Source organism: Thioclava sp. 'Guangxiensis', assembly GCF_045348365.1.
GTDB lineage: Bacteria > Pseudomonadota > Alphaproteobacteria > Rhodobacterales > Rhodobacteraceae > Thioclava > Thioclava kandeliae.
Genome location: NZ_CP155822.1, coordinates 1617115 through 1640331, shown reverse-complemented (window position 1 = coordinate 1640331; position 23217 = coordinate 1617115). Strand labels below are relative to the sequence as shown.

Annotated in this window: 19 protein-coding genes and 1 riboswitch; of the genes, 6 read left to right on the top strand and 13 right to left on the bottom strand. The window is 61.8% G+C overall.

The window, feature by feature from the left end:
* Positions 1-3: 3 nt before the first annotated feature.
* The 8 genes from ABEB22_RS08095 to ABEB22_RS08060 form a co-directional block, all read right to left on the bottom strand.
* Positions 4-708 (bottom strand): anti-sigma factor domain-containing protein, encoded by a 705-nt coding sequence (locus ABEB22_RS08095; protein ID WP_406870032.1) that lies wholly within the window; start codon positions 706-708, stop codon positions 4-6.
* Positions 705-1304 (bottom strand): sigma-70 family RNA polymerase sigma factor, encoded by a 600-nt coding sequence (locus ABEB22_RS08090; protein ID WP_406870031.1) that lies wholly within the window; start codon positions 1302-1304, stop codon positions 705-707. The genes ABEB22_RS08095 and ABEB22_RS08090 overlap by 4 nt, the downstream gene beginning before the upstream one ends.
* A 69-nt stretch (positions 1305-1373) precedes the next feature.
* Positions 1374-2210, bottom strand: a complete 837-nt coding sequence (nadC, locus tag ABEB22_RS08085) for a carboxylating nicotinate-nucleotide diphosphorylase (RefSeq protein ID WP_339113386.1) — start codon at positions 2208-2210, stop codon at positions 1374-1376.
* Positions 2211-2290: 80 nt separating this feature from the next.
* The gene (gcvP, locus tag ABEB22_RS08080; RefSeq protein WP_406870030.1) at positions 2291-5122 is read right to left on the bottom strand and encodes an aminomethyl-transferring glycine dehydrogenase; all 2832 of its coding nucleotides are present in this window, start codon (positions 5120-5122) and stop codon (positions 2291-2293) included.
* Positions 5123-5230: 108 nt separating this feature from the next.
* Entirely contained in the window at positions 5231-5590 is a 360-nt protein-coding gene (gcvH, locus tag ABEB22_RS08075) for a glycine cleavage system protein GcvH (RefSeq protein ID WP_339114427.1), read from the bottom strand.
* 50 nt (positions 5591-5640) lie between these two features.
* Positions 5641-6741: a glycine cleavage system aminomethyltransferase GcvT gene (gcvT, locus tag ABEB22_RS08070; RefSeq protein ID WP_406870029.1), complete on the bottom strand. Its 1101-nt coding sequence runs from the start codon at positions 6739-6741 to the stop codon at positions 5641-5643.
* Between the two features lie 171 nt (positions 6742-6912).
* Positions 6913-7004, bottom strand: a riboswitch (glycine riboswitch).
* Between the two features lie 95 nt (positions 7005-7099).
* Positions 7100-7735, bottom strand: a complete 636-nt coding sequence (locus ABEB22_RS08065; RefSeq protein ID WP_350935111.1) for an HAD family phosphatase — start codon at positions 7733-7735, stop codon at positions 7100-7102.
* A 116-nt stretch (positions 7736-7851) separates the two neighbouring features.
* Positions 7852-10143, bottom strand: coding sequence for an arginine/lysine/ornithine decarboxylase (locus ABEB22_RS08060; RefSeq protein ID WP_339113390.1), 2292 nt, complete (start codon positions 10141-10143; stop codon positions 7852-7854).
* A 240-nt stretch (positions 10144-10383) separates the two neighbouring features.
* On the opposite strand from ABEB22_RS08060, the gene ABEB22_RS08055 reads away from it, so the two are divergent.
* Together ABEB22_RS08055 and ABEB22_RS08050 are read left to right on the top strand one after the other, a co-directional pair.
* Complete coding sequence (locus ABEB22_RS08055) at positions 10384-13149, top strand: PAS domain-containing methyl-accepting chemotaxis protein (RefSeq protein WP_406870028.1); 2766 nt, start codon at positions 10384-10386, stop codon at positions 13147-13149.
* Entirely contained in the window at positions 13146-14585 is a 1440-nt protein-coding gene (locus ABEB22_RS08050) for a chemotaxis protein CheW (RefSeq protein WP_406870027.1), read from the top strand. The genes ABEB22_RS08055 and ABEB22_RS08050 overlap by 4 nt, the downstream gene beginning before the upstream one ends.
* Before the next feature lie 38 nt (positions 14586-14623).
* On the opposite strand, the gene ABEB22_RS08045 is transcribed toward ABEB22_RS08050, so the two are convergent.
* The 4 genes from ABEB22_RS08045 to ABEB22_RS08030 all read right to left on the bottom strand — a co-directional run bounded on the left by ABEB22_RS08045 (position 14624) and on the right by ABEB22_RS08030 (position 18785).
* Entirely contained in the window at positions 14624-15715 is a 1092-nt protein-coding gene (locus ABEB22_RS08045; protein ID WP_406870026.1) for an ABC transporter ATP-binding protein, read from the bottom strand.
* A 4-nt stretch (positions 15716-15719) separates the two neighbouring features.
* Complete coding sequence (locus tag ABEB22_RS08040; protein ID WP_339113394.1) at positions 15720-16610, bottom strand: carbohydrate ABC transporter permease; 891 nt, start codon at positions 16608-16610, stop codon at positions 15720-15722.
* A complete protein-coding gene (locus ABEB22_RS08035; protein ID WP_339113395.1) occupies positions 16603-17475 on the bottom strand; it encodes a sugar ABC transporter permease in 873 nt (290 codons plus the stop codon). The genes ABEB22_RS08040 and ABEB22_RS08035 overlap by 8 nt, the downstream gene beginning before the upstream one ends.
* 62 nt (positions 17476-17537) lie before the next feature.
* Positions 17538-18785, bottom strand: a complete 1248-nt coding sequence (locus ABEB22_RS08030; RefSeq protein ID WP_406870025.1) for an ABC transporter substrate-binding protein — start codon at positions 18783-18785, stop codon at positions 17538-17540.
* Between the two features lie 176 nt (positions 18786-18961).
* Here ABEB22_RS08030 and ABEB22_RS08025 point away from each other — a divergent pair, with 176 nt between their 5' ends.
* The 4 genes from ABEB22_RS08025 to ABEB22_RS08010 all read left to right on the top strand — a co-directional run bounded on the left by ABEB22_RS08025 (position 18962) and on the right by ABEB22_RS08010 (position 22403).
* Positions 18962-19687, top strand: a complete 726-nt coding sequence (locus ABEB22_RS08025) for a response regulator transcription factor (RefSeq protein ID WP_406870024.1) — start codon at positions 18962-18964, stop codon at positions 19685-19687.
* Positions 19684-21138 carry a sensor histidine kinase gene (locus ABEB22_RS08020; protein WP_406870023.1) on the top strand — a complete coding sequence of 485 codons (1455 nt, stop codon included), beginning with the start codon at positions 19684-19686 and terminating at the stop codon, positions 21136-21138. Before ABEB22_RS08025 ends, ABEB22_RS08020 begins: the two co-directional genes overlap by 4 nt.
* Positions 21139-21202: 64 nt before the next feature.
* Complete coding sequence (locus ABEB22_RS08015) at positions 21203-21619, top strand: DUF1489 domain-containing protein (protein WP_339113399.1); 417 nt, start codon at positions 21203-21205, stop codon at positions 21617-21619.
* Between the two features lie 70 nt (positions 21620-21689).
* Positions 21690-22403, top strand: a complete 714-nt coding sequence (locus ABEB22_RS08010; RefSeq protein ID WP_406870022.1) for a GNAT family N-acetyltransferase — start codon at positions 21690-21692, stop codon at positions 22401-22403.
* Between the two features lie 2 nt (positions 22404-22405).
* Here ABEB22_RS08010 and ABEB22_RS08005 read toward each other — a convergent pair whose 3' ends face one another.
* Entirely contained in the window at positions 22406-23116 is a 711-nt protein-coding gene (locus tag ABEB22_RS08005) for a response regulator (protein ID WP_339113401.1), read from the bottom strand.
* Positions 23117-23217 lie beyond the last annotated feature (101 nt).

Genomic DNA, 23217 nt, shown 5'->3' with positions numbered 1-23217 from the left:
GGATTATACGGAGGTCATATCGCCCTTGGCGATGACCGGACCTGTTGCCACACCGTCTGGCGCGCCGCCTTTGGGCTCATCCGTGATGGCGAAGGTTGCGCCCGCCAGCATCGGGCGCAGTTCATCGGGCATCGGCATATGGGCATCGCGCTGTTCGGGCATAAGACCCAGCGAGACGGGCTTCTGCCCTGCAGGGATCACCCAAAGCTCCATCGACCGGTCTGTCGCATGCTGCACCCCGGCCATTTGCACCAAGCGCACTTCGCCGGTGCCGGTATCATATTGCACCTGCACAAGAAGCTGGTCGCCCGCGCCCATCAGGCTGGCCTGCATGCCCGGTGTAAAGCCGGGAAGGGCCGGAATAGCGGGGTTATTCAGGGTATTGATGATATCGGGTACGAAGAAGGTCGCCGTGATACCCACCGCCACGACACCACCTGCAAGCCACCCCCAGAGCATCAGCGATCTGCGCGATGCCGGAGCACCGATCTCGGTCATCAATTGGCGCTTTACCGAGGCTGGCGGCATCACTTCGGGGAAGTCCTCGGCCAGAGGCGCGAAACGGCTCTCCCAATCGCGCAGTCGCGCGCGCAAGGCGGGCTCGTCGCGCAAACGCGCAGCGAAGGTGGCCTGTTCCTCGGGAGGCAAAAGGCGTAGCGCCTGTTCGGCGGCCAGAAGATCATCATCGAATTCGGGCGTCGCACTCATTGGCTCATGCAATCCTTCAGCTTCATCAGGCTGCGGCGCAGCCATGTCCGCATCGTGTTCAGCGGCACATTGTGACGTTCGGCCAGATCGGCATAACTGTCGCCGTTGAGATAGGCCCCGCGCACGGCATCGGCGCGCCCATCCTCCAGCATCTCCAGACAGGAGCCGATGCGCTTGGCCTCGGAGTTGGCGATCATGCAGGCTTCGGGCCCCGGCCTATCGTCGGACAGATCATAGACCTCGTCAATATCCGTGCGCCCGCGCTGACGCTTGCGCAACCGGTCGATGGCCAGATTGCGCGCGAGCGTGATCAGCCATGTCATCGGGCTATGGCCGGTCACACTATAGCGGTCGGCCTTGCGCCAGATCCGCAGGAACACCTCCTGCAGCGCCTCCTCGGCCTCGGCACGGTTGTCGAGCACCTTTAGGCAAACCCCGAACAGCTTAGCACTGGTGGCATCGTAAAGCGCTGAAAAGGCGGCTTTATCACGCAGAACGACCCGCGCGATAAGGGCTTCGATCTCCTCTGGAGTCGACAGCCCGCGAGATGTGGAACGGCGCGATTTGGCAGGCGCGAGGCCTGAGATAGTCTGCATGAACCAGATCCTCCCTCGGCGGTCATGACTTAACCTAAAGCAAGGGTCCGTTCTGTCCAACAAAAACGATCAGAGATCGTCGAGCCCGATATCCACACAAGGCGCGGATTGGGTGATCCGCCCGACCGAGATGAAATCGACGCCAGTCCCGGCCTTGGCGCGGATCGTCTCCAGACGCACCCCGCCCGAACATTCCAGAGGCACGCGCCCGCCCACGAGCGCCACCGCCGCCCGCATCTCGTCGTTGGTCATATTGTCGAGCATGATCACATCGGCCCCTGCCGAAAGCGCTTCCTCGACCTGTTCCAGACGGTCGCATTCGACCTCGATCTTGGTCAGGACCGGTGCCTTCGCCTTGGCTCTGGCCACCGCCAAGGTGATCGATCCGGCCACCGCGATATGGTTGTCCTTCAGCATAATACCCCCATCGAGGCTCAAGCGGTGGTTGCGCCCGCCACCACAGGTGACCGCGTATTTCTCGAGCCCGCGCAGCCCCGGCGTGGTCTTGCGCGTGTCCACCAGAAACGCACCCGTCCCCTCGATCTCTGCCACATAGGCGGCGGTCAGCGTGGCAATCCCGCACATCCGCTGCAACAGGTTGAGCGCCACACGCTCGCCCGTCAGGATCGCCTGCGCGTTGCCCTCGATAATGGCAAAGGTGGTGCCCGCATCGATCCTCTCGCCCTCCTCGGCCAGCACCTCGAGCTTCAGCTTCGGGTCCAGATGCCGGAACACCCGCGCTGCCATCGGCAGCCCCGCCAGCACCATGTCCTCGCGCGCATTGAAGGCAAACCGCCCCGTCGCGTCATCCTCCACCATGATCTTGGCGGTCAGATCGAACTGGCCGCAATCCTCATCAAGCCAAAGCGCGATCTGGGCGTCGAGTTTGCGCATGTCGTAAAGCATCGGGGTCCTCCACCTGTTTTCAGGGTTCTACCCCGTCGCCGAGCATAGAAAAAGGGGGCGAAAGCGCCCCCTTTCACAGATCACTCTGCCGCATAGGCCTCGGGTGGCGGGCAGATGCAGATCAGGTTACGATCGCCATGGACATTGTCCACGCGGCCCACCGGCGGCCAGTATTTGTCCTCGCGGAACGAGCCCGCAGGGAAGCACCCTGCCTCGCGGCTATAGGCGCGGTCCCATTCGGCCACGAGGTCTTCGACCGTATGCGGCGCATGGCGCAGCGGGCTGTCCTCTGCCGAGATCTCGCCATTCTCCACCGCGCGCACTTCCTCGCGGATCGCCAGAAGCGCCGTGATGAAGCGGTCGATCTCTGCCTTGGTTTCCGACTCGGTGGGTTCCACCATCAGCGTGCCCGCCACGGGGAAGGACATGGTCGGCGCGTGGAAGCCGTTATCGATCAGGCGTTTGGCCAGATCATCCACCGTCACGCCGAATTCGGCGAATCCGCGCGTGTCGAGGATGCATTCATGCGCCACACGGCCACGGTTGCCCATGAAGAGGATCGGATAATCGCCCTTGAGACGCGAGGCGATGTAATTGGCGTTCAGGATCGCCACACGGGTCGCCTGGGCCAGCCCCTCGCCGCCCATCATCAGGCAATAGGCCCACGAGATCAGCAGGATAGAGGCCGAGCCATAGGGGGCCGCCGACACGGTGCCATCACTGCCTTCCTCGGGGTGACCGGGCAGATAGGGCGCCAGATGCGCCTTCACGCCGATTGGACCCATGCCCGGACCACCACCGCCATGCGGAATGGCAAAGGTCTTGTGCAGGTTGAGGTGGCTCACATCCGACCCGATCTCGCCCGGTTTCACCAGACCCACCATCGCGTTCATATTGGCCCCGTCCAGATAGACCTGACCGCCATGTTTATGGGTGATCTCGCAGATCGTGCGGACCGTTTCCTCGAACACGCCATGGGTCGAGGGATAGGTGATCATGCAGGCCGCCAGATTGGCGCCCGCTTCCGTGGCCTTGGCCTCGAAATCCTCGATATCCACATCGCCATTGGGCGCCGATTTCACCACCACGACCTTCATACCAGCCATCTGCGCCGAGGCCGGATTGGTGCCATGCGCCGAGACGGGGATCAGGCAGATGTTGCGGTGCTCCTCGCCGCGTGCCTTGTGATAGGCGGCAATGGTCAGAAGCCCCGCATATTCACCCTGCGCGCCCGAATTGGGCTGCATGGAAAACGCGTCATAGCCGGTGATCTCGCAGAGTTTCTCCGTCAGATCGGCAATCGCCTCGTGATAGCCCTCGGCCTGATTACGCGGCGCGAACGGATGCAGCGAGCCGAATTCCGGCCAGGTGATCGGCATCATCTCGGCGGCGGCATTGAGCTTCATGGTGCAGGAGCCGAGCGGGATCATCGCGCGGTCCAGTGCCAGATCGCGGTCCGACAGGCGGCGCATATAACGCATCATCTCGGATTCGGCGCGGTTCATCTGGAAGACCGGATGGGTGAGGTAATCGCTCTCGCGCACCAGCCCTTCGGGGAAGCCACGCTCGACTTCCATGGGCGCGGGCTCGGTGATGCCGAACGCATCCAGAAGACGCACCAGAACACCCTCATCGGTGATCTCGTCCACCGAGATGCCCACGCGGTCGGTGCCGACCTTGCGCAGGTTCAGCCCACGGTGACGGGCGGCGGCCATGATGCCCTGCTGGCCCACACCCACGCGCACGGTGAGCGTGTCGAAGAACGCTTCGGGCTGCACATCGGCCCCTGCGGCCACCAGCGCATCGCGCAGGCGCACGGCATGGTAATGCACGCTCTCGGCAATCGCCTTCAGGCCCATCGGACCATGGAAGACGGCATAGAAGGAGGCCATCACCGCCAGCAATGCCTGCGCGGTGCAGACATTGGAGGTGGCCTTCTCGCGGCGGATATGCTGCTCGCGCGTCTGCAGCGCAAGGCGGTAGGCCTTGTTGCCATTGGCGTCGATCGACACACCCACAATCCGCCCCGGCATGGAGCGTTTGAACGCATCGCGGCAGGACATGAAGGCCGCATGCGGGCCACCATAGCCCATCGGCACGCCGAAACGCTGCGCCGACCCCACGGCAATATCCGCGCCCATCGCACCTGGCTCTTTCAGCACGCAGAGCGCCAGAAGATCGGTCGCGACCACGGCCACGGCCTTGGCCTCATGCAGCGCCTCGCACTGGGCGGTAAAATCGCGCACATGGCCCAGAGTGCCCGGATACTGGAAGATCGCGCCAAAGACCTGCTCGGCCACCAGATCCTCGGGCTCGCCCTTGATGATCTCGATGCCCAGCGGATGCGCGCGGGTTTCGATCACGGCAATCGTCTGCGGGTGGCAATTGATATCGACGAAGAAGGCCTGCGCCTTCGATTTGGCCGAACGCTGCGCCATCGCCATCGCCTCGGCGGCGGCCGTCGCCTCATCGAGAAGCGAGGCATTGGCCACCGGCAGGCCGGTCAGGTCCGATACCATCGTCTGGTAGTTCAGCAGCGCCTCGAGACGGCCCTGCGCGATCTCGGGCTGGTAGGGCGTATAGGCCGTATACCATGCCGGATTTTCAAGGATATTGCGCTGGATCGCGGGGGGGGTGACGGTGCCGTAATAGCCCTGCCCGATCAGCGAGGTCATCACGCGGTTCTTGGCGGCCACGCCGCGCATCTTCTCCAGCAGACGGTATTCCGACAGAGGCGCCCAGGACAGCGCGTCCTTCTGGCGGATGGCCGCGGGCACGGTCTCGTCGATCAGCTGGTCGAGTGTCTGGACACCCACCACCTTCAGCATCTCGGCCATTTCCGAGGGGCTGGGGCCGATATGGCGGCGATTGGCGAAATCATAGGTATTATAGGCGGAAGGGGTAAAGGGCATAGCGCAGCACCTGTTCCAATAGGGGAATCGTCCAGCCCGCAACATGCAGGCTGGAATGGGCGGACCATCATGCGAACGGGCCCGCGAAGGGCCCGTCCAACAGGCCAATCAGCCGATGAAGTCTTTATACTCGTCTTCGTCCATGAAGGCGTCGAGCTGGTCCATATCCTCCAGCTTCATCTTGAAAAACCAAGCGCCTTCCAGCGGGTCTTCGTTGACCAGCGCGGGATTGTCGGCCAGCGCGTCATTGACCTCGACGATCTCGCCATCAACGGGGGCGCTGATGTCAGATGCCGCCTTGACCGACTCGATCACGCAGATCTCGTCACCCTTGGCCACTTGCGTGCCGGGCTCGGGCAGTTCGACAAAGACCACATCGCCAAGCTGCTCGGAGGCGTGCTCGGTGATGCCGACAACAACCAGATCGCCCTCGACGCGGAGCCATTCATGCTCTTCGGTGAATTTCATCATGCGTTCCCCTGTATGATGATGCTTGTGCCTATGACACGAAGGTAGGTTTAACGTTTGTAGGTTTGCGCCTGGAAGGGCATCGCCGACACGGTGGCAGGCAGGCGTTTACCGCGGACCTCGCCCCAGACGGTATCGCCGTCATGGAAGCTCGAGGGCAGATAGGCCATCGCAATAGGCGCACCCACCGAGGGGCCGAAACCGCCCGAGGTGATCGTGCCGATCATGGTGCCGCCCTCGGCTGCGTCAAAGATCTCGACACCCTCGCGCATCGGCGCGCGGCCCTCGGGGCGCAGGCCCATGCGGCGGCGGTCTGCGCCGCTGTCCAGCTGGGACAGAATGCGCTCCGCGCCGGGGAAGCCGCCCTCGCGGGCGCCGCCCTTGCGGCGGACCTTCTGGATGGCCCATGCGATATCGCCCTCGACCGGCGTGGTGGTGGTGTCGATATCATGGCCATAGAGGCACAGCCCCGCCTCGAGGCGCAGGCTGTCGCGCGCGCCCAGACCAATGGGGGCAACCTCGTCCATATCGAGAAGTGCCTGCGTGAAGGCCACGGCCACGGCGGAAGGCACCGAAATCTCGTAACCATCCTCGCCGGTATAGCCCGAGCGCGAGATCCAGAGCGTCTGACCCTGCCATCCGGCCTCCGCCACATCCATGAAGCGCATCCCGGCCACAGCGGGCATCAGGCGGGCCAGCGCGGCTTCGGCCTTGGGCCCTTGCAGTGCGATGAGCGCACGGTCACGGATCACCGTCACCTCGGGCAGATGCGCCTGAAGATGCGCGATATCGGCCTCGGCACAAGCGGCATTGACGACGAGGAAGAGATGGTCCGATTTCCGCGCGATCATCAGATCGTCCAGAATGCCGCCCGCTTCATTGGTGAAGATCCCATAGCGCTGGCGGCCTTCCTTGAGACCCGCGATATCCACGGGGATCAGCGCCTCGAGCGCGTCGATGGCCGAAAGCGGCACGATCACCTGCCCCATATGCGAGACATCGAACAGCCCCGCCTCGGCGCGGGTGTGGAGGTGCTCCTTCATGACGCCCATGGGATATTGCACCGGCATTTCCCAGCCAGCGAAGGGCACCATCTTGGCGCCCAGAGAGACGTGCAGATCATACAGATCCGTGCGCAAGAGCTCCGTCATCGGGATCTCCCTATATAGAGCCGGATCTCCGGCATCGATGTGTTTCGTCGCAGGATAATCCCGCGACCGCTCGATGCCCCATCTGTCCCTGCCCGACCCCGTACGGGTCTCAGGCGCCTGAGAATGTTATTCCTTCGGCGGACGCAGTTTCCCGCGCCTCTCTCCAGAGTCTGTAGCCGTTCGGTCCTTTTGCCTGAGAGTTTCCCGGGGCGGTTGCTCCTTCGGCACCGGCGCGATGGCCGGATTCTCCCGTAGCGGCTGTTGCAGGTGGGATGCCCGATCCCGTGTCGCAGAGCAAGTGATTTTTACGCAAAACCGACGCTTGCACGCGGATTTGCGACTTTATGCCACCCACCGCTCAGGCAGGCAGCAGTTCCAGTAGACGGCTGGCACAAGGCAGGCCCAGCGTCTCGCGCAAGCCCGGCGCCATATCGGGGGCGGCATAGACGGTCATACCCGCCGCCTGCCCTGCCTGCACGCCGGTGGGGCTGTCCTCGACCACGGCACATTGCGCGGGGTCCACATCCAGAAGCCACGCGCCACGCAGATAGGGTTCCGGCTCTGGTTTACCCTGACGGACATCATTACGGCTGACGAGCAATGTGCCGGGCAGATCGAGCCCCAGACGCACCAGATTGGCCATCAGCAGGCGACGGTCGGAATTGGAGACGGCCATCTGTCTGACCCCCTGCGCCGCCAGCCCGTCCCAGATCTCCATTGCCTTCGGGAAGGCATGAACATCGTCCAGCATCGCCATATAAAGCGCATGCCGACGCGCGGTCCATTCGGCAAGACCCAGCTCCAGCCCGCATTTCTGAACCAGATAGGCATGGCAGCGCTCCTCGCTCATGCCCAGAATGCGGTCATGCAGATCGTCGGGCAGGTCGAGGCCGAGCCCGTCGATGGCCTGATGGAAGGAGCGCTCGTGCACCGGCTCGCTATCGGCCAGCGTCCCGTCGATATCCCAGAAAATGGCCTGATGCGGAAAACTCATAGGGGCTCCTGTCTTTTGGGCGGCAATAGTCACAACAAGGCAAGCATAGCGCCCAAATCGGGTCGCGTCACCCGATCAGACCGGCAGATCGGACCGGATGACGCGTGAGGCCGTTCTTATTCCGCGACGCAATCGGCGAAATACTGGATCTGGCCGTCGGGGCCGGTCTCCTGCACGAGCCCATGGATATCGGTCTCGAAGCCCGGACATTCACGGGCGAATTCGCGGTTGAACTTGAGGTAATCCACGATCCGCTTGTTGAAGACCTCGCCCGGGATCAGCAAGGGGATGCCCGGCGGATAGGGCGTCACGAGGCTCGTGGTGATGCGCCCTTCCAGATCGTCGATCGGCACGCGCTGCGTGGTGCGCCGCGCGATATGCGAGAACGCATCCGAGGGCGTCAGCGCCGGCGTCAGATCCGAGAGATAGATCTCGGTCGAAAGCTTGGCCACGTCATATTTGGCATAGAGCTTGTGGACATGCTCGCACAGATCACGCAGGCCCATCCGCTCGTAGCGCGGTTGCTTCTGGCAGAATTCCGGCATCGCCTTCCATAGGGGCTGGTTCTTGTCGAAATCGTCCTTGAACTGCTGGAGCGCGGTCAGGAGCGTGTTCCAGCGGCCCTTGGTGATCCCGATGGTGAACATGATGAAGAAGGAATAGAGGCCGGTCTTCTCGACCACGACGCCATGTTCGGCCAGATATTTGGTCACGATGGAGGCCGGAATACCCCATTCGTCGAAGCGGCCATCAAGGTTGAGACCGGGAGTGACGATGGTCGCCTTGATCGGGTCGAGCATGTTGAAGCCGGGCGCCATATCGCCAAAGCCATGCCAGCTATCACCACCGCCGGTTTCCACACCCTCGGCATCGGTCTTCTTCAGAACCCAGTCGCGCGCCTGACCCATCCCGTCGGAATTGTGGTCGAAATCTTCCGGCCCCCAGACCTTGAACCACCAGTCGGAGGCGTATTCCTCGTCGACCTTGGCCATGGCGCGGCGGAAATTGAGGCTTTCGACAATGCTCTCCTCGACAAGCGCCGTGCCTCCCGGAGGTTCCATCATGGCCGCGGCCACATCGCAGGACGCGATGATCGAATATTGCGGGGAGGTCGAGGTGTGCATCAGATAGGCCTCGTTGAAAAGGCTGCGGTCGAGCTTGATCTCCTCGCTATCCTGCACCAGCACATGGCTCGCCTGAGAGATCCCCGCGAGGAGCTTGTGCACCGATTGCGTCGCATAGGTCACCGATTTCTTGGTGCGCCCGCGCTTGCGGCCCATCGCATGGAACTGGCCATAAAACGGGTGGAAGGCCGCATGCGGCAGCCATGCCTCGTCGAAATGGAGGTTTTCGATATGACCGTCGAGCATCCCTTTGATCTCTTCGGTATTATACAGGACCCCGTCATAGGTCGACTGGGTGATAGTCAGGATGCGCGGCGTGGTGGCCTCTTTATCCGCATCCTTCAGAAGCGGGTTCGCGGCAATCTTGGCGCGGATCGACTCCATCGTGAATTCCGATTTCTGGATCGGGCCGATGATGCCGAAATGGTTGCGCGTGGGCTTCAGAAAGACCGGTATAGCCCCGGTCATGATGATCGAATGCAGGATCGACTTGTGGCAGTTGCGATCCACCACCACCACATCGCCGGGCGCGACCGTATGGTGCCAGACGATCTTGTTGGAGGTCGAGGTGCCATTGGTCACGAAGAAGCAGTGATCGGAGTTGAAAATCCGCGCGGCATTGCGCTCGGAGGCTCCGATCGCGCCGTTATGGTCCAGAAGCTGGCCCAGCTCCTCGACCGCATTACACACATCGGCGCGCAGCATGTTCTCGCCGTAGAACTGGTGATACATCTGGCCGATCGGTGATTTCAGGAAAGCCACGCCGCCCGAATGCCCCGGGCAATGCCACGAATAGGACCCGTCCTCGGCATAGTCCAGAAGCGCCTTGAAGAAGGGCGGCTGGATACCCTCCAGATAGGATTTCGCCTCGCGGATGATATGGCGGGCCACGAATTCGGGCGTGTCCTCGAAGGCGTGGATGAACCCGTGCAGCTCGCGCAGGATATCATTGGGAAGATGGCGCGAGGTCTTGGTCTCGCCATAGATATAGATCGGCACATCGGGGTTCTTCCAGCGCACTTCCTCGATGAAGTTGCGCAGGTTCATCACCGCAGGGTCCAGATCGGGGCCAGGCGTGAATTCCTCGTCATCGATCGACAAAACAAAAGCCGAGGCGCGCGATTGTTGCTGGGCAAATTGCGACAGATCGCCATAGCTTGTAGCACCCAGCACCTCGAACCCTTCGGTTTCAATCGCTTGCGCCAGAGCACGAATGCCGAAGCCGGAGGAATTCTCCGAGCGGAAATCCTCGTCGATGATGACAATGGGGAAACGGAACTTCATCAAACTCTCCTTGAGCGATGGCACGGGGCATTGCGCCATCCAGGTCACCCGCCGATCCGGACCGGCTGCACGGGCGGTTGCCCGTTTGTCCCCTCTCGCGCCGCGAGCGTCAAGCCATCACCCACATTCCGGCCCGTTACAGCCATCACGAAAGCGATGGAAATGCAGATCTCCTTTAGGGAGAATTTAAGGCAAGTGCTTTATCCCGACAATTGTATATGATTGAGGAGATTCGTGCCGATGAGCGCCGATATGTCGGATCTGGATCTGGAAGCTGCCCGTAAGCTTCTGATCAAAGCGAGTATTTTGATGCGTGTCGGCATGCCCGATGGCAAGGTCCAAACCGCCAACAAAACGGCGAACCAGCTTGTGGGCGGCGGCAACAACACACCGATCAACGCCCATTTCCCCTCGTTCTTCCGCGAAGCCGACTATGTGAAAGAATGTCTGGAACGGGCGAACGCCACCGGCGAGGCGGTCGAATTCCATGTGCATCTGATCGACGAACGCTCGAGCATCACCTTCTTCGGCATCGCCAACAAGGTGGGCGAGGAACCGACCGTCATTGTGGACGGGCGTCTGATCCCGATGGATGACGAGACCCGCTCGCGCCTCGATGCGGTCGAGCGCACGCAGGCGGTGATCGAGTTCGAGACCGATGGGACCATCATCCGCGCCAACGAAAATTTTCTGTCGCAGATGGGCTACGAGGTGGCCGAGATCGAGGGCCAGAGCCACAAGATCTTCTGCACGCCCGAATTTTCCTCCTCCAAAGAGTATCAGCAGCTATGGAAACGCCTGCGCGCGGGAGAGGCCGTGGATGGCGAGTTCGAGCGGATTACCAAAGATGGCGCGACCGTCTGGTTGCGGGCGAATTACAACCCGATTTTCGGCCCCAATGGCCGTGTCGTGCGCGTCGCCAAATTCGCGATGGACATCACCGAGAACAAGTTGGCGCAAGCCGAGGTGGATGGCAAACTGAGCGCCGTCGACCGTGCCTTGGCGATGATCGAGTTTACGCCTGAGGGCGAGGTGCTCACCGCCAATGACAATTTCCTTAAACTCACCGGCTACCGCCTCGAGGAAATCAAGGGCCAGCACCACCGGATGTTCTGTAGCGAGCTGTATACCGCCTCGCCGGATTACGGTCTCTTCTGGGCCAAGCTTTCGTCCGGCAAGGCGGATGCGGGCGAATATATGCGCATTGGCAAAGACGGCAAACGCATCTGGATCCGTGCCAGCTACAACCCTGTCATCGCCCCCAACGGACAGGTGCTCAAGGTTGTGAAAGCCGCACTCGATGTGACCGCCGAGCGCAATGCCGCCAACGAGATCCAAGGCCGGATGGATGCGGTCAAAAGTTGCCAGCTGGTGGCTGAATATACGCCTGAAGGTCTGCTGCTGGAAATGAACGCGCCCTATCTCAAAGCGTCGGGCTATGAACTGGAAGATCTGTTCCGCAAACCTGTCTACAAAATCTGGGAACGTAGCGGCGAGGAAACGCTGGAATTCGAGCGCTTCTGGCAGCGTCTCGCTACCGGCGAGTGCCTTTGTGGCACCTATCGCCGCTACTCCAAATCGGGCAGCGATTTCTATCTCTATTCGAATTTCAGCCCGATCCATGATGCCGAGGGCAAAATCATCCGCATCATCGAACTGAGCCGCGACATCACCAAAGAGCGCTATAGCGCGGCCGAGCATGAGGGCACGGTCATGGCGATCAACCGCGCTCAGGCGGTAATCGAATTCGACCTGTCCGGCAAAATTCTCGCCGCCAATAAGAATTTCCTAGAACTGATGGGCTATAAGGCCGATGAAATTCTCGGCAAGCATCACCGGATCTTTTGCAAGGCGGATCACGCGGGTTCGGAGGCCTATCGCAGTTTCTGGGAAACGCTGGGGCGGGGCGAATATGTGGCCAATGAATTTGTCCGCCTCACCCGTCGCGGCGAGGAGGTCTATATTCAGGCCAGCTACAATCCGGTCTTCGATGCCGATGGCCGTCCGCTCAAAATCATCAAATTCGCGACCGACATCACCGCACAGCGCAAGCGAAACGCGGAATTCGAGTGCAAGTTCAACGCCATCGACCGCGCACAGGCAGTGATCCAGTTCGATCTCGAAGGCAACATCATGGCCGCCAACGAGAATTTCCTGCGGGTCACCGGCTATTCGATGCGTGAGCTGCAGGGCCAGCACCATTCTATGTTCTGCACCCCGGACCACGTCAAATCGCAGGAATACCGCGATTTCTGGATCTCTCTGCGCAAGGGGGAGGAGCAGGATGGCCGCTTCCACCGGATGGCAAAATTCGACCGTGATTTCTGGATACAGGCCACCTATGCACCGCTCCTCGATATTCATGGAGAACCGATCGGTGTCATCAAATACGCCCATGATGTAACCTCGCAGGTGCAGCTCGAGCAGCTGATCCGCGAGAAGGCCCATGCGATGCGACGGATGGTCGCCCAGCTCGAGGGATCGATCAAGAAGATCGACACCTCAACAGGCTTCACCATCTCGGTGTCACGCGATACCGAGAAAGCGGCATCAGGCGGGTTCGAAGAGCTCAACCGTGCTATCGAGGTCATCGAAACTATTGCGAAATCCTCCAAGGATGTCACAGAGATGGCGCGGGTGATCAGCGATATTGCCAACCAGACCAACCTGCTGGCCTTCAACGCCGCCATCGAGGCAGCCCGGGCCGGTGAATATGGCGTAGGCTTCTCTGTCGTGGCCGACGAGGTGCGCAAGCTGGCCGAGCGCAGCTCCACGGCAGCCCTCGAGATCACCCGTTTGGTCAATGAGAGCGGGGCGCAGGTGCAGCTGGGCAAAGAGCGCTCGAGCAGCGCCCGCACCGCCTTCGAGCGCATCGTCGAGCGGGTGAAGGAAACCGGCGGCGCGGTCGATGAAATCTTTGGTTCGGTCGCCGAACAGAAGGACGTCTCGAAAAATGTCGTCAACATGATCTCGGCTCTGAGCGATGTGGTGAGCGACCGCGCATGACGGAGTTGACGGCAGAGTTTGACGGTGAGCCCGCCCCGTCCTGCGCCATGACGCAGGACAGCAAACTGGCGCTGGTCGATCTGGGGCGGATAGTGATCGGCATCCATGTGCGTGATCTGCGCGAGGTGATGTCCGCGCCCAGGGAACTCCAGGCATTCCAGTCCTCGCAACCTGCGGTGATCGGCTGTGTCGCACTGCGTGGGCAGATCATTCCGGTCGTGGATATCGCACCCGTTCTCGGGCTTACACCGGTGGATACGGCAACCGATGGCAATGTGATCGTCATTCTGGGTCGGGGAGAGCATGTCTATGGCATGCTGGCGAAAACCGCGCTCAGAATCGTGCCTGCGCAGGACGGTATTATGCAGCAGATCTCGCGTGATCAGGGAGCGCTAGCCGATCAGCTGCTGCCGGAATTCCGTCTGATCGACAGCCAGCCCATCGGAATTCTCGACCCGACGGTCCTGCCGCGCCACGGCGTGCCGCAATCGCGCGCCGAACGCAGCCAGAGGCAGGTCCAGTCGTCCCAGAACAACTATCTCACCTTCGAGATGGACGGCGTCCATTACTGTCTGCCGCTCTGCGATATCGGCGCGACCCTGCCCGATACGGAGATCGACACCCGCGTGATGAGATCGGGTTTTTGCGAAGGCAGCGTCACCCATCACGGCACCGAACGCGCGCTAGTCAATCTCAACGCTCTTCTGGGGATGAGCGGACGTGACCAGCCCGTGACAACGGTATCCTCGGTGCTTCTGCCCTTCGGCGCAGGACAGTCTCTCGCCCTCCGGGCGGATCGTGTGCTTGATATCAGCACCCTGTCCGGAGGCCAGATCACCCCGATGCCCTCGGTGCTCAGCTACCGTTCCGATCTGTTCGCAGGCGTGCATCTGACATCGGGCGGGCGGGAGGTCTATGTGCTGGATGGCAAGGCGCTGATCGCCGACGAGACGCTGGCGATGCTGTCGAAGCTCGAACAGCGCAGCGCCGATATCGCCGCGAGCAAACCAACCGGCACGAGCACGCTGGGCCATGATCTGGCAACCGCGCTCCTCGTGCAATCGGGCGGTCAGTTCGCCTTCAACATCGAAGTAATCGAGGAAATTGTCGCGATGCCGGAAGCGCCCATGAATGCGGGCAGTTACAGCGCCTATCGTGGCAATCTCCATTCGCGCAGCGGGCGGCTGATCCCGACCTATTGCCTGGCAACACTGCTCGGGCAGTATGGCGATCATTGCGAGACTGCGACCGCGATCGTGCTGATCAAATTCGGGGAGGAGACCATCGGCCTGATGGTCGACCGCATCTGCGCGATCGAGCAGTTGAACTGTATCCCAGACGGCCCTTCGGGCACGGTTCGCATGCTGCAAAGGCGCCATGCGACAGACCAGACCCTATGGCGGGTCATTGAACCGATGGCCCTGCCCGTGGGCTAGGGCCGTCCGGCCAGCGGATCCCGCCAGCCGGAACAGGGTTACAGACGCGCGCCGCTCGACGGCTCGAAGAAGGTCACCTTGTCGAGATCGAATTCCAGATCCAGTAACGCGCCGGAATTCGCCTGCGTCTCCGCATGCAACCGCGCGGTGATCTGACGCCCACCCATATGGGTCGTGACATAGGTATCGGCACCCGCAGGCTCGACCATATCCACAAGAATCTGAGCGCGCTGGACCGCACTTCCCGCGCGGTAGCCTGCCTCGGCCAGATCCTCTGGACGGACCCCCATGAGCACATCGGTGGGCAGATCGGCACGCGGCACGTTCAGGATAATCGGCTCCATCCCGTCGCGGGCAATCTCGACTTGCGCCCCGTTACCGGTGGACCACGTCTTTGCAGGGATCAGGTTCATCGGCGGGCTGCCCATGAAATCGGCCACAAAGGTGTTGGCGGGATGGTTATAGATCTCGGCCGGCGTCCCGATCTGCTGGATCACGCCGCCCTTCATGACCACGATCTTGGTGGCCAGCGTCATCGCCTCGATCTGGTCATGGGTCACATAGACCATCGACGCGCCAAGCCGTTGATGCAGTTTCTTGATTTCCGAGCGCATCTCGACGCGGAGTTTCGCATCGAGGTTCGATAGCGGCTCGTCGAAGAGGAACAGTGCCGGATCGCGCACCAGCGCACGTCCCATTGCAACCCGCTGGCGCTGACCGCCCGACAATTGCCCCGGACGGCGTTTGAGCAGCTGTTCGATCTGCAGCTGTTTCGCCACCTCGGCCAGCTTGCGATCCTGCTCGTCTTGCGGGATACCGCGCACCTTCATACCGAAGGTAATGTTCTTGGCCACCGACATGGTCGGATAGAGCGCATAGCTCTGGAACACCATCGCGATGTCGCGGTCTTTCGGGCTGACATTGGTCATGTCGCGCCCGTCGATCTCGACCGTGCCTCCCGAGATGTCCTCGAGACCGGCGATGCAGTTCAGCAGCGTGGACTTGCCGCAACCTGACGGTCCGACCAGCACGAGGAAGTCGCCCTTTTCGATGGAGACGTTGATATCCTTCAGGATTTCGGTCGCGCCATAGCTTTTGCGCAGATGTTTGATGTCAAGGATAGGAGCCATGAGATCAGCCTTTCACGGAACCGGCGGTCAGCCCGCGGATGAAATATTTGCCAGCGACGATATAGACGAGGAGCGTCGGCAGGCCCGCGATGATCGCAGCCGCCATATCCACATTATATTCTTTCACACCGGTGGTAGAGTTGACGATATTGTTCAGCGCCACGGTCACCGGCTGGCTGCCCGCCGAGCTGAAGGAGACCCCGAAGAGGAAGTCGTTCCAGATCTGGGTGAACTGCCAGATGATCGTCACCACGCAGATCGGCAGCGAGAGCGGCAGGAAGATCGACCAGAAGATGCGGAAGAACCCTGCCCCGTCGATCTTGGCCGCGCGCACCAGCTCGTGCGGAATGGTGACATAGTAATTGCGGAAGAACAGCGTGGTGAAGCCCAGACCGTAGATCGTATGCACGAAGATCAGCCCCGGAATGGTGCCGGCCATGCCGAAAATGCCCAGCATCCGCGCCATCGGCAGCAGCACGACCTGAAACGGGATGAAGCAGCCGAACAGCAGGAAGGCGAAGAACAGGTTCGCGCCCTTGAAGCGCCATTGGGCAAAGACATAGCCGTTCATCGCGCCGATCAGCGTCGAGATCAGCACGCCGGGCACCGAGATCAGGATGGAGTTCCAGAAGAAGGGTTTCAGCCCCTCGCACTGGATACCGGTGCAGGCGCCCGACCAGGCCTTGGACCATGCGTCGAAGGTGATCTCGCGCGGCAGGGCCACCAAGGATCCGGTGCGGATTTCCTCGAGGCTTTTCAGCGAGGTGGTCACCATCACGAAGAGCGGCAGCAGGTAGTAGAGCGCAAAGACACAGAGCATCGCATACAGCGCCCAACGCAGAACACGACGCCCGATCAGCGAGCCTGAGGAGCGGGTGAGTGGCATATCAGTCATGTTTCGCCCTCAATTCCGAATAGAGATAGGGAACCACGATGGCAAAGACGACGCCCATCATGACCATGGCGCTCGAGGCCGCCTGCCCCAGATCGCCGCGCGAGAAGGCCATCGCATACATGTAGGTCGCGGGCAGATCCGTCGCATAGCCCGGACCGCCGCCGGTCAGCGCGATGACCAGATCGAAGCTCTTGATGGCCAGATGCGCCAGCACGATGAAGGCCGAGAGGAAGATCGGTGCCATTGAGGGAATGATGATCGCGGTATAGACACGCCATGTGGGAATGCCATCCACCTGAGCGGCCTTGATGATCTCGCCATCGACCGAACGCAGCCCCGCAAGGAACAGCGCCATCACGAAGCCCGAGGCCTGCCAGATCGCCGCCAGCACGATGGTATAGAGCGCCATCTTGGGATCGATCAGCCAGTCGAATTTGAAATTTGGGAAGCCCCAGCCCTGCACCATCGCCTGAATACCCAGACCGGGGTTCAGTATCCATTTCCAGGCCGTGCCGGTGACGATCATCGAGAGCGCCATCGGATACAGGTAGATCGTGCGCAAAGCGCCTTCGATGCGGATCTTCTGGTCGAGGAAGATCGCCAGCATCAGCCCCAGCACCATCGAGATGATGATGAACAGCGCGCCGAAGATGAAGAGATTGTTGAACGCCGTATCCCAGCGCGGGTTCGAGAACAGCCTGTCATACTGGATCAGCCCGTCGATTTCATAGCGCGGCATCAGCTTCGAGCGGGTAAGCGACACCCAAGCGGTCCAAGCGATGAAACCATAAACGAACAGCAGCACCGCGAAGAAGGTCGGCGCAAGCACGATCTTTGGGACATGGCGGGAAAGCCAGTCGGTCATAAGAGTGGTCCTGAGAGTTTGGGGCCGCCCCGCAGGGCAGAGCGGCCATCGTAATCGTCAGATTACATCGAGTTGGCGACGGCGTCGGCCAGCATCTTCACGGCATCATCCGAGGACATATCCGAGTTGAAATGCGCGGTGACGACATCGAGGATCGCGCCCGATTGCGCGCCATGCAGCGCCATACCATGCGCCATCGAGGGCAGAAGCGAGCCCGCCTCGCCATCGGCCTTCATATCGGCGGCCGATTTCTTGGCACAATCATCGAACTTGTCCAGGCTGACATCGGTGCGGACCGGGATGGACCCCTTGTTGAGGTTGAAGGTCTCCTGGAAGGACGGGCCGACAATCAGCTCTGCCAGCAGCTTCTGGCCATCCTGCTTGTCCTCGCCATCCACCTTGAACATCGCGAAGCTGTCGACGTTATAGAGGAAGCCCGCATCCCCCGGGGTGGGTGCGCAGACGAAATCGACGCCCGGCTCCTTGCCTGCGGCCAGGAACTCGCCCTTCGCCCAGTCCCCCATGATCTGGAAGGCGGCCTCGCCATTCATGACCATCGCGGTGGCAAGGTTCCAGTCACGACCCGAGAAATTGTCATCGACATAACCGCGCAGGGTGCGCATCTCGTCAAAGACGGATTTCATCGTATCCGAGCTCAGCGCATCCGGATCCAGATCGACCAGCGCCTTCTGGTAGAAATCGGCACCACCGATGCCAAGCACAACCGTCTCGAAGATGGTCGCGTCCTGCCAGGCCTGACCGCCATGGGCCAAAGGCGTGATCCCTGCGGCTTTCAGCTTGTCGGCGGCGGCATTGAACTCGTCCCAGGTGGTGGGCATCTCGATACCATTGGCCTCGAGGATCGACTTGTTTGCCCAGACCCAGTTCACGCGGTGCACATTGACCGGTGCGGCGCACCAATGGCCGTCGCATTTCATATGCTCGGCAATCTGCGCGGGCAGCACATCGGCCCAGCCCTGCGCATCGGCCACATCCGAAATATCGGCCAGCACGCCTTCATCATACCATTCCTGGATGGCAGGGCCTTTCAGCTGCACGGCGGTCGGCGCATTGCCCGACAGGACACGGGCCCGAAGCGCACTCATGGCCGCATCGCCACCACCGCCGGCCACCGGCATATCGGTCCAGACGCCGCCACGGTCGGAGAACTGTTTCTGCAGAACGGCCACGGCCTTGGCCTCGCCACCCGACGTCCACCAGTGCAGAACCTCGGCCTGCGGCTCGGCCCACGCGGCCCCTGCGGTCAGGGCAGCAGCAGACAGCGCCGCGAATGCAGTCATATGTTTCATTGGTAATCCTCCCAAATACATGCGCTTCTCCCCAAGCGCATATCGCCCACAGTATAGCGCGACCCTTAATGGTTTGCGCAATGCTGTTAGCGCCCCCCTTCTGCGCTGCGGCACGGGATTCTTGCCCGCTTTGTTACAACTTGTTACCAAGAAGGCCGCATGAGGGAGGAACAACCATGGCGATACCGCATCTTCTGGTCGTCGATGATGATGCCGATATGCAGCAGATGATGGTGACCTTCCTGCAGCGTAACGGATTTGCCGCCCATCCGGCCAGCACCGAGGCCGAGATCCGCGCTCATATGCAGACGCATCGCGTCGATCTGATCCTTCTGGATGTGATGCTGGCCGACGAGAACGGTGTGGAGATCTGCGCCCGTCTGCGCAGCGAGCTGGAGCTGCCGATCATATTGGTCTCGGCGCTGTCGGCGGATCACCAGCGCATGGCGGGCTACGAGGTGGGGGCCGATGACTATATCGCCAAGCCCTTCAACCCCGATCTGCTGATCGCGCGGGTGAAGGCAGTGCTGAGGCGTGTCCGGCGCACTCCTTCGCTCAGCTATCGCCGCTCGAGCGGTATCTGGCATTTTGACGGCTGGCGTTATGACGGGCAGCGCGACGAGGTCCACGCCCCCGACGGCTATCAGGTGATCCTCTCGACCCGCGAGACCGCGCTTTTGAAAACACTACTGGCCAATCCGCGCATCCCGCTGTCGCGCGAGGAGATCGCCGCGGCGCTCAGCGACCAGCCCGATGCCGATGGCGCAGGGCGGGCCATCGATGTGCTGGTCGGGCGGCTCCGCTCGAAGATCGAGCGCAACCCCAAGGCACCCACGCTTTTGCGCACAGAGCGCGGTATCGGCTATGTGCTGGCCTGCGATGTCACCCGTGAGGCGGAATGAACGTGTTCCGCCATCCCAGTCTGAAGGCGATGTCGGCGTTTTGGATCGTGGCGGGCTTTCTGGCCGGTGCGCTGGCAGCGGCGCTCTGGGTGCAGAGCCAGAGCGCATGGCGAGCCCATCTGGCGCAGGCGGATCTGACAGGCCAGCTGCTTTTTGCCGCCATTGAAAGCGGCACCGACAGGCCTTTTGGCCTCGATGCCACCTCCCTGCCCCCCGATCAGGCGCTGCTGGCCGAGGCGGGGCAGTTTCTCTCGCTGGCCGGTGTACCCCGCCCCGCCCGTATCACCCATATCCCCGTCCCCGGCCTCCATCCCACCGGCACCAACGCGCCCCAGACCGTGATCGAGGTGCTGTCGCCCGATCTGACCTATCCGGTCGCGCGGCTGAAAAGCGGGCCGGAAGTCACGGCGGCACAGATGTTCGGGCAGGTCACGAAGCTGCTGGCCACCTATTGCGGCGCCCCCCTCGTGATCATGCGGGCCTCGGACGGGCAATGGTACCGCCTTGAAGGCCATGAAATCTGGAGCTGCGCGGCCACTCCGCGTGACAACCGGCTGCTTGCGCTCGGGCTCGGAGGCTTCGCGCTGCTGGCGCTCCTCATTACCTCGGGGCGCGTGGCGCAGCGGTTTGGCGATTTCGGCACACAGCTGGGACTGCGCCGGATACAGGGCGGTCCCGATAGTTACGAAAACGACGGGCCGGCCGAGCTGGCGGCGATCGTCACCGCCGTCAACCAGCATCTGGTGACGGAAAAACAGCGGCTCGCCAAACGGTTGATGGTGCTGTCGGGGGTCAGCCACGATTTGGGCGCACCCGCCACGCGGTTGCGGCTGCGCGCGGCCCTTATCGAGGATGCCCAGCTGCGCGACAGGCTGAGCGCCGATATCGAGCGGATGAGCGAAATGATCGACGGGGTATTGGCCTATACCCGCTCGGAGCTGGATATCGAAGCACCGCGCCAACTGAGCCTGAGCGCATTGGTCGAGGCGCTGGCCGATAATTATCGCGATTCCGGCCAGCCCGTCGATCTAGCCCCGATGGCCGAGCTCGAAAGCACCGGCGGGCAGACCCTGTTCTCCCGACGGATCGGGCATTTCCATCTGGGCGACAGGCCGGTTCTGGTCACCGCACGGCCAATGGCGCTGCAACGCGCGATCTCTAACCTTGTCGAGAATGCCCTGAAATACGGCCATCGCGCACATCTGCGCCTTGAAGCGGATTCCCGCGAGGCGCGCATCGTCGTCGAGGATGAGGGCGGCACGGCGCGCCCCGAACTGATGGCCGCCCTCACCGCCCCGTTCGAGCGTGGCGGGCAGGACGCGCAGGTTTCGGGCCACGGGCTGGGCCTGACCATTGCCGCAACGGTGGCCGAAAGCCATAATGGCCACCTGGCTTTTGCTCAGGGGCCGCTGGGGCTGCGGGTCACCCTGACGCTCGCACGCGGGGCCTGAGCGGTTGCACACACAGCCGCCTATCCTATATCAGACCTACCAGATACAGTCGGAACGCTTGCCCATGCCCCAACATCTCATCAAACTCTGCGTCGGCGCCGAGAAGGTCGAGGATCTTGCGAATTGGCAGGAGGCGCGCTTTGGAACAGGCCCCGCCGAACACGTCACCCGTATGTGGCCCAAACGTGCCGAAGAGGTGCTGGAGGGCGGTTCGCTCTATTGGGTGTTCAAGGGCGCGGTTCTGGCACGCCAGAAGGTGATCGGGCTGGAGGAGCGCGTGGGGGCCGACGGCATCACCCGCTGCGCCATCGTGCTCGACCGCGAAATCATCCGCACGGAGGCGTTGACCCGCCGTCCCTTCCAGGGCTGGCGCTATCTCAAACCGGAGGATGCGCCCAAAGACCTGCCCGCTGGCCGCACCCGCGAGGATCCTCTGCCGCGCGAGCTGATGAGCGCGCTGGCCGAACTGGGCCTGCGCTAACTCCTGCACAAGATGCGCATTGCCAGCTCGGCAAACTCCCGCTAGCGTTCCGCAAAATGCAGGAGAGACCATGCAGAAATCCTTTGGTGCGCCACTTGGCGATTGGGTTGCCCCTCCTGCTCCGGGACCGGAGCGGATCGAGGGAACGTATATGCATCTGGAGCGCCTGTCCTCGGCCCATACCCATGATCTCTATGCAGCATTGGCCGAAAACCATGACGAGCTGTGGGATTACATGCCGGTCGGCCCATTCCATGCCGAGACCGCTTTTATCCGCTGGATCAATGAGCAGATCGCATCAAATGACCCGCTATTCTATGCGGTGATCGACCCTGTTACCGGCCATGCCGCGGGAATGCAGAGCTTTTTGCGGATATCGCCCGCCATCGGCACCATCGAACTGGGCTTTATCACGCTGGGCGCACAGCTCCAGCGCAGCCGCGCCGCCAGCGAGGGCTTCATCCGCATGATCGAATGGGCTTTCAATGCGGGCTATCGCCGTTTCGAGTGGAAATGCGACGCTTGCAACCTCCCCTCGCGCCGTGCGGCGCAACGGCTGGGCCTCAGCTACGAGGGCACCTTCCGGCAGGCGACCCATTACAAGGGGCGCAACCGCGATACCGCATGGTTTGCCGCCACCGACAAGGACTGGCCCGCCCTGCGTGAGGCCTATTCGGCATGGCTCGACCTCAAGAATTTCGACGCGGAAGGCAACCAGATCGAGAGGCTATCCGATCTGACGCGCCTTGTGCGGGTCTCGTCCGACCCGCAGCTTGCCGGCTGAGATCAGAAGGCGCTGCCCGCCGCCAGACGTTCCTGCACCATACCCGACAGGCGCGAGATATCGGCGCTGGATGGCCCGCCCTCGCGCCCCAAGGCACTCGCGGCGTCCTCGAGCGCGTCATCGCGTGCGGACCGGGCCACACCGCTCAGGAACTGGCAGACATAGCCAAGAGAGGCCGCATCCTGCGCGCCTGACAGCACTTCGGCCATAAGGTTGAGATCATCGCGCAGCGCAATCGGATCGGGACTGATCATGGCGTCGTTCAGCGCCATCGGAGTCTTCGGCCGTTCGCTCGGCGGCAGGACAGACAGCACGGCCTGCTGGAAAAGCGCGAGACTTTCCACAGGCTTGGGCAGGAACCCGTCGGCCCCAGCCGCAAGGGCCAGCGCCTCCATCCCCGTATCGCCCGAAGTTCCCAGCACCACCGGCAACGATTGGTCGGAGTTCTTGATTTCGCGGATCAGATCATCGCCACAGCCATCGGGCAGACCCAGATCGACGATCACCACCGAAGGGCGGTAGGTCCGCAGATGGCGATGTGCCGAGCGCAGGCAATCCGCACGGCGGATCCGCGCCCCTGAACGCAAACATAGAAGCCGCATCGCCTCGGATGCGTAGCGGCTGTCCTCGACAACCAGAATGGTCAGCCCCAGAAGCGGGCGGGACGCATTTGCGGGGCGCTGGCCGATAAGGCCGGCAAGGTCATCACTCATCTCGGTCTCCACAGTCAGGTGAATCGGCGTCTATAGAGAGTTAAGCCGAGATAGAGTGAACAGTCGGTTAATTTCCCAACGCGATCGAGCAATTGACCCCG

What these genes read in the sequence shown, in the direction of transcription:
- ABEB22_RS08010 (WP_406870022.1), top strand. Translation starts at nt 21,690, where the DNA reads ATGCAGAAATCCTTTGGTGCGCCACTTGGCGATTGGGTTGCCCCTCCT.
- ABEB22_RS08020 (WP_406870023.1), top strand. Translation starts at nt 19,684, where the DNA reads ATGAACGTGTTCCGCCATCCCAGTCTGAAGGCGATGTCGGCGTTTTGG.
- ABEB22_RS08045 (WP_406870026.1), bottom strand. Translation starts at nt 15,715, where the DNA reads ATGGCTCCTATCCTTGACATCAAACATCTGCGCAAAAGCTATGGCGCG.
- gcvP (WP_406870030.1), bottom strand. Translation starts at nt 5,122, where the DNA reads ATGCCCTTTACCCCTTCCGCCTATAATACCTATGATTTCGCCAATCGC.
- ABEB22_RS08005 (WP_339113401.1), bottom strand. Translation starts at nt 23,116, where the DNA reads ATGAGTGATGACCTTGCCGGCCTTATCGGCCAGCGCCCCGCAAATGCG.
- ABEB22_RS08095 (WP_406870032.1), bottom strand. Translation starts at nt 708, where the DNA reads ATGAGTGCGACGCCCGAATTCGATGATGATCTTCTGGCCGCCGAACAG.
- gcvT (WP_406870029.1), bottom strand. Translation starts at nt 6,741, where the DNA reads ATGACGGAGCTCTTGCGCACGGATCTGTATGATCTGCACGTCTCTCTG.
- ABEB22_RS08055 (WP_406870028.1), top strand. Translation starts at nt 10,384, where the DNA reads ATGAGCGCCGATATGTCGGATCTGGATCTGGAAGCTGCCCGTAAGCTT.
- gcvH (WP_339114427.1), bottom strand. Translation starts at nt 5,590, where the DNA reads ATGAAATTCACCGAAGAGCATGAATGGCTCCGCGTCGAGGGCGATCTG.
- ABEB22_RS08015 (WP_339113399.1), top strand. Translation starts at nt 21,203, where the DNA reads ATGCCCCAACATCTCATCAAACTCTGCGTCGGCGCCGAGAAGGTCGAG.
- nadC (WP_339113386.1), bottom strand. Translation starts at nt 2,210, where the DNA reads ATGCTTTACGACATGCGCAAACTCGACGCCCAGATCGCGCTTTGGCTT.
- ABEB22_RS08030 (WP_406870025.1), bottom strand. Translation starts at nt 18,785, where the DNA reads ATGAAACATATGACTGCATTCGCGGCGCTGTCTGCTGCTGCCCTGACC.
- ABEB22_RS08040 (WP_339113394.1), bottom strand. Translation starts at nt 16,610, where the DNA reads ATGACTGATATGCCACTCACCCGCTCCTCAGGCTCGCTGATCGGGCGT.
- ABEB22_RS08025 (WP_406870024.1), top strand. Translation starts at nt 18,962, where the DNA reads ATGGCGATACCGCATCTTCTGGTCGTCGATGATGATGCCGATATGCAG.
- ABEB22_RS08060 (WP_339113390.1), bottom strand. Translation starts at nt 10,143, where the DNA reads ATGAAGTTCCGTTTCCCCATTGTCATCATCGACGAGGATTTCCGCTCG.
- ABEB22_RS08035 (WP_339113395.1), bottom strand. Translation starts at nt 17,475, where the DNA reads ATGACCGACTGGCTTTCCCGCCATGTCCCAAAGATCGTGCTTGCGCCG.
- ABEB22_RS08090 (WP_406870031.1), bottom strand. Translation starts at nt 1,304, where the DNA reads ATGCAGACTATCTCAGGCCTCGCGCCTGCCAAATCGCGCCGTTCCACA.
- ABEB22_RS08050 (WP_406870027.1), top strand. Translation starts at nt 13,146, where the DNA reads ATGACGGAGTTGACGGCAGAGTTTGACGGTGAGCCCGCCCCGTCCTGC.
- ABEB22_RS08065 (WP_350935111.1), bottom strand. Translation starts at nt 7,735, where the DNA reads ATGAGTTTTCCGCATCAGGCCATTTTCTGGGATATCGACGGGACGCTG.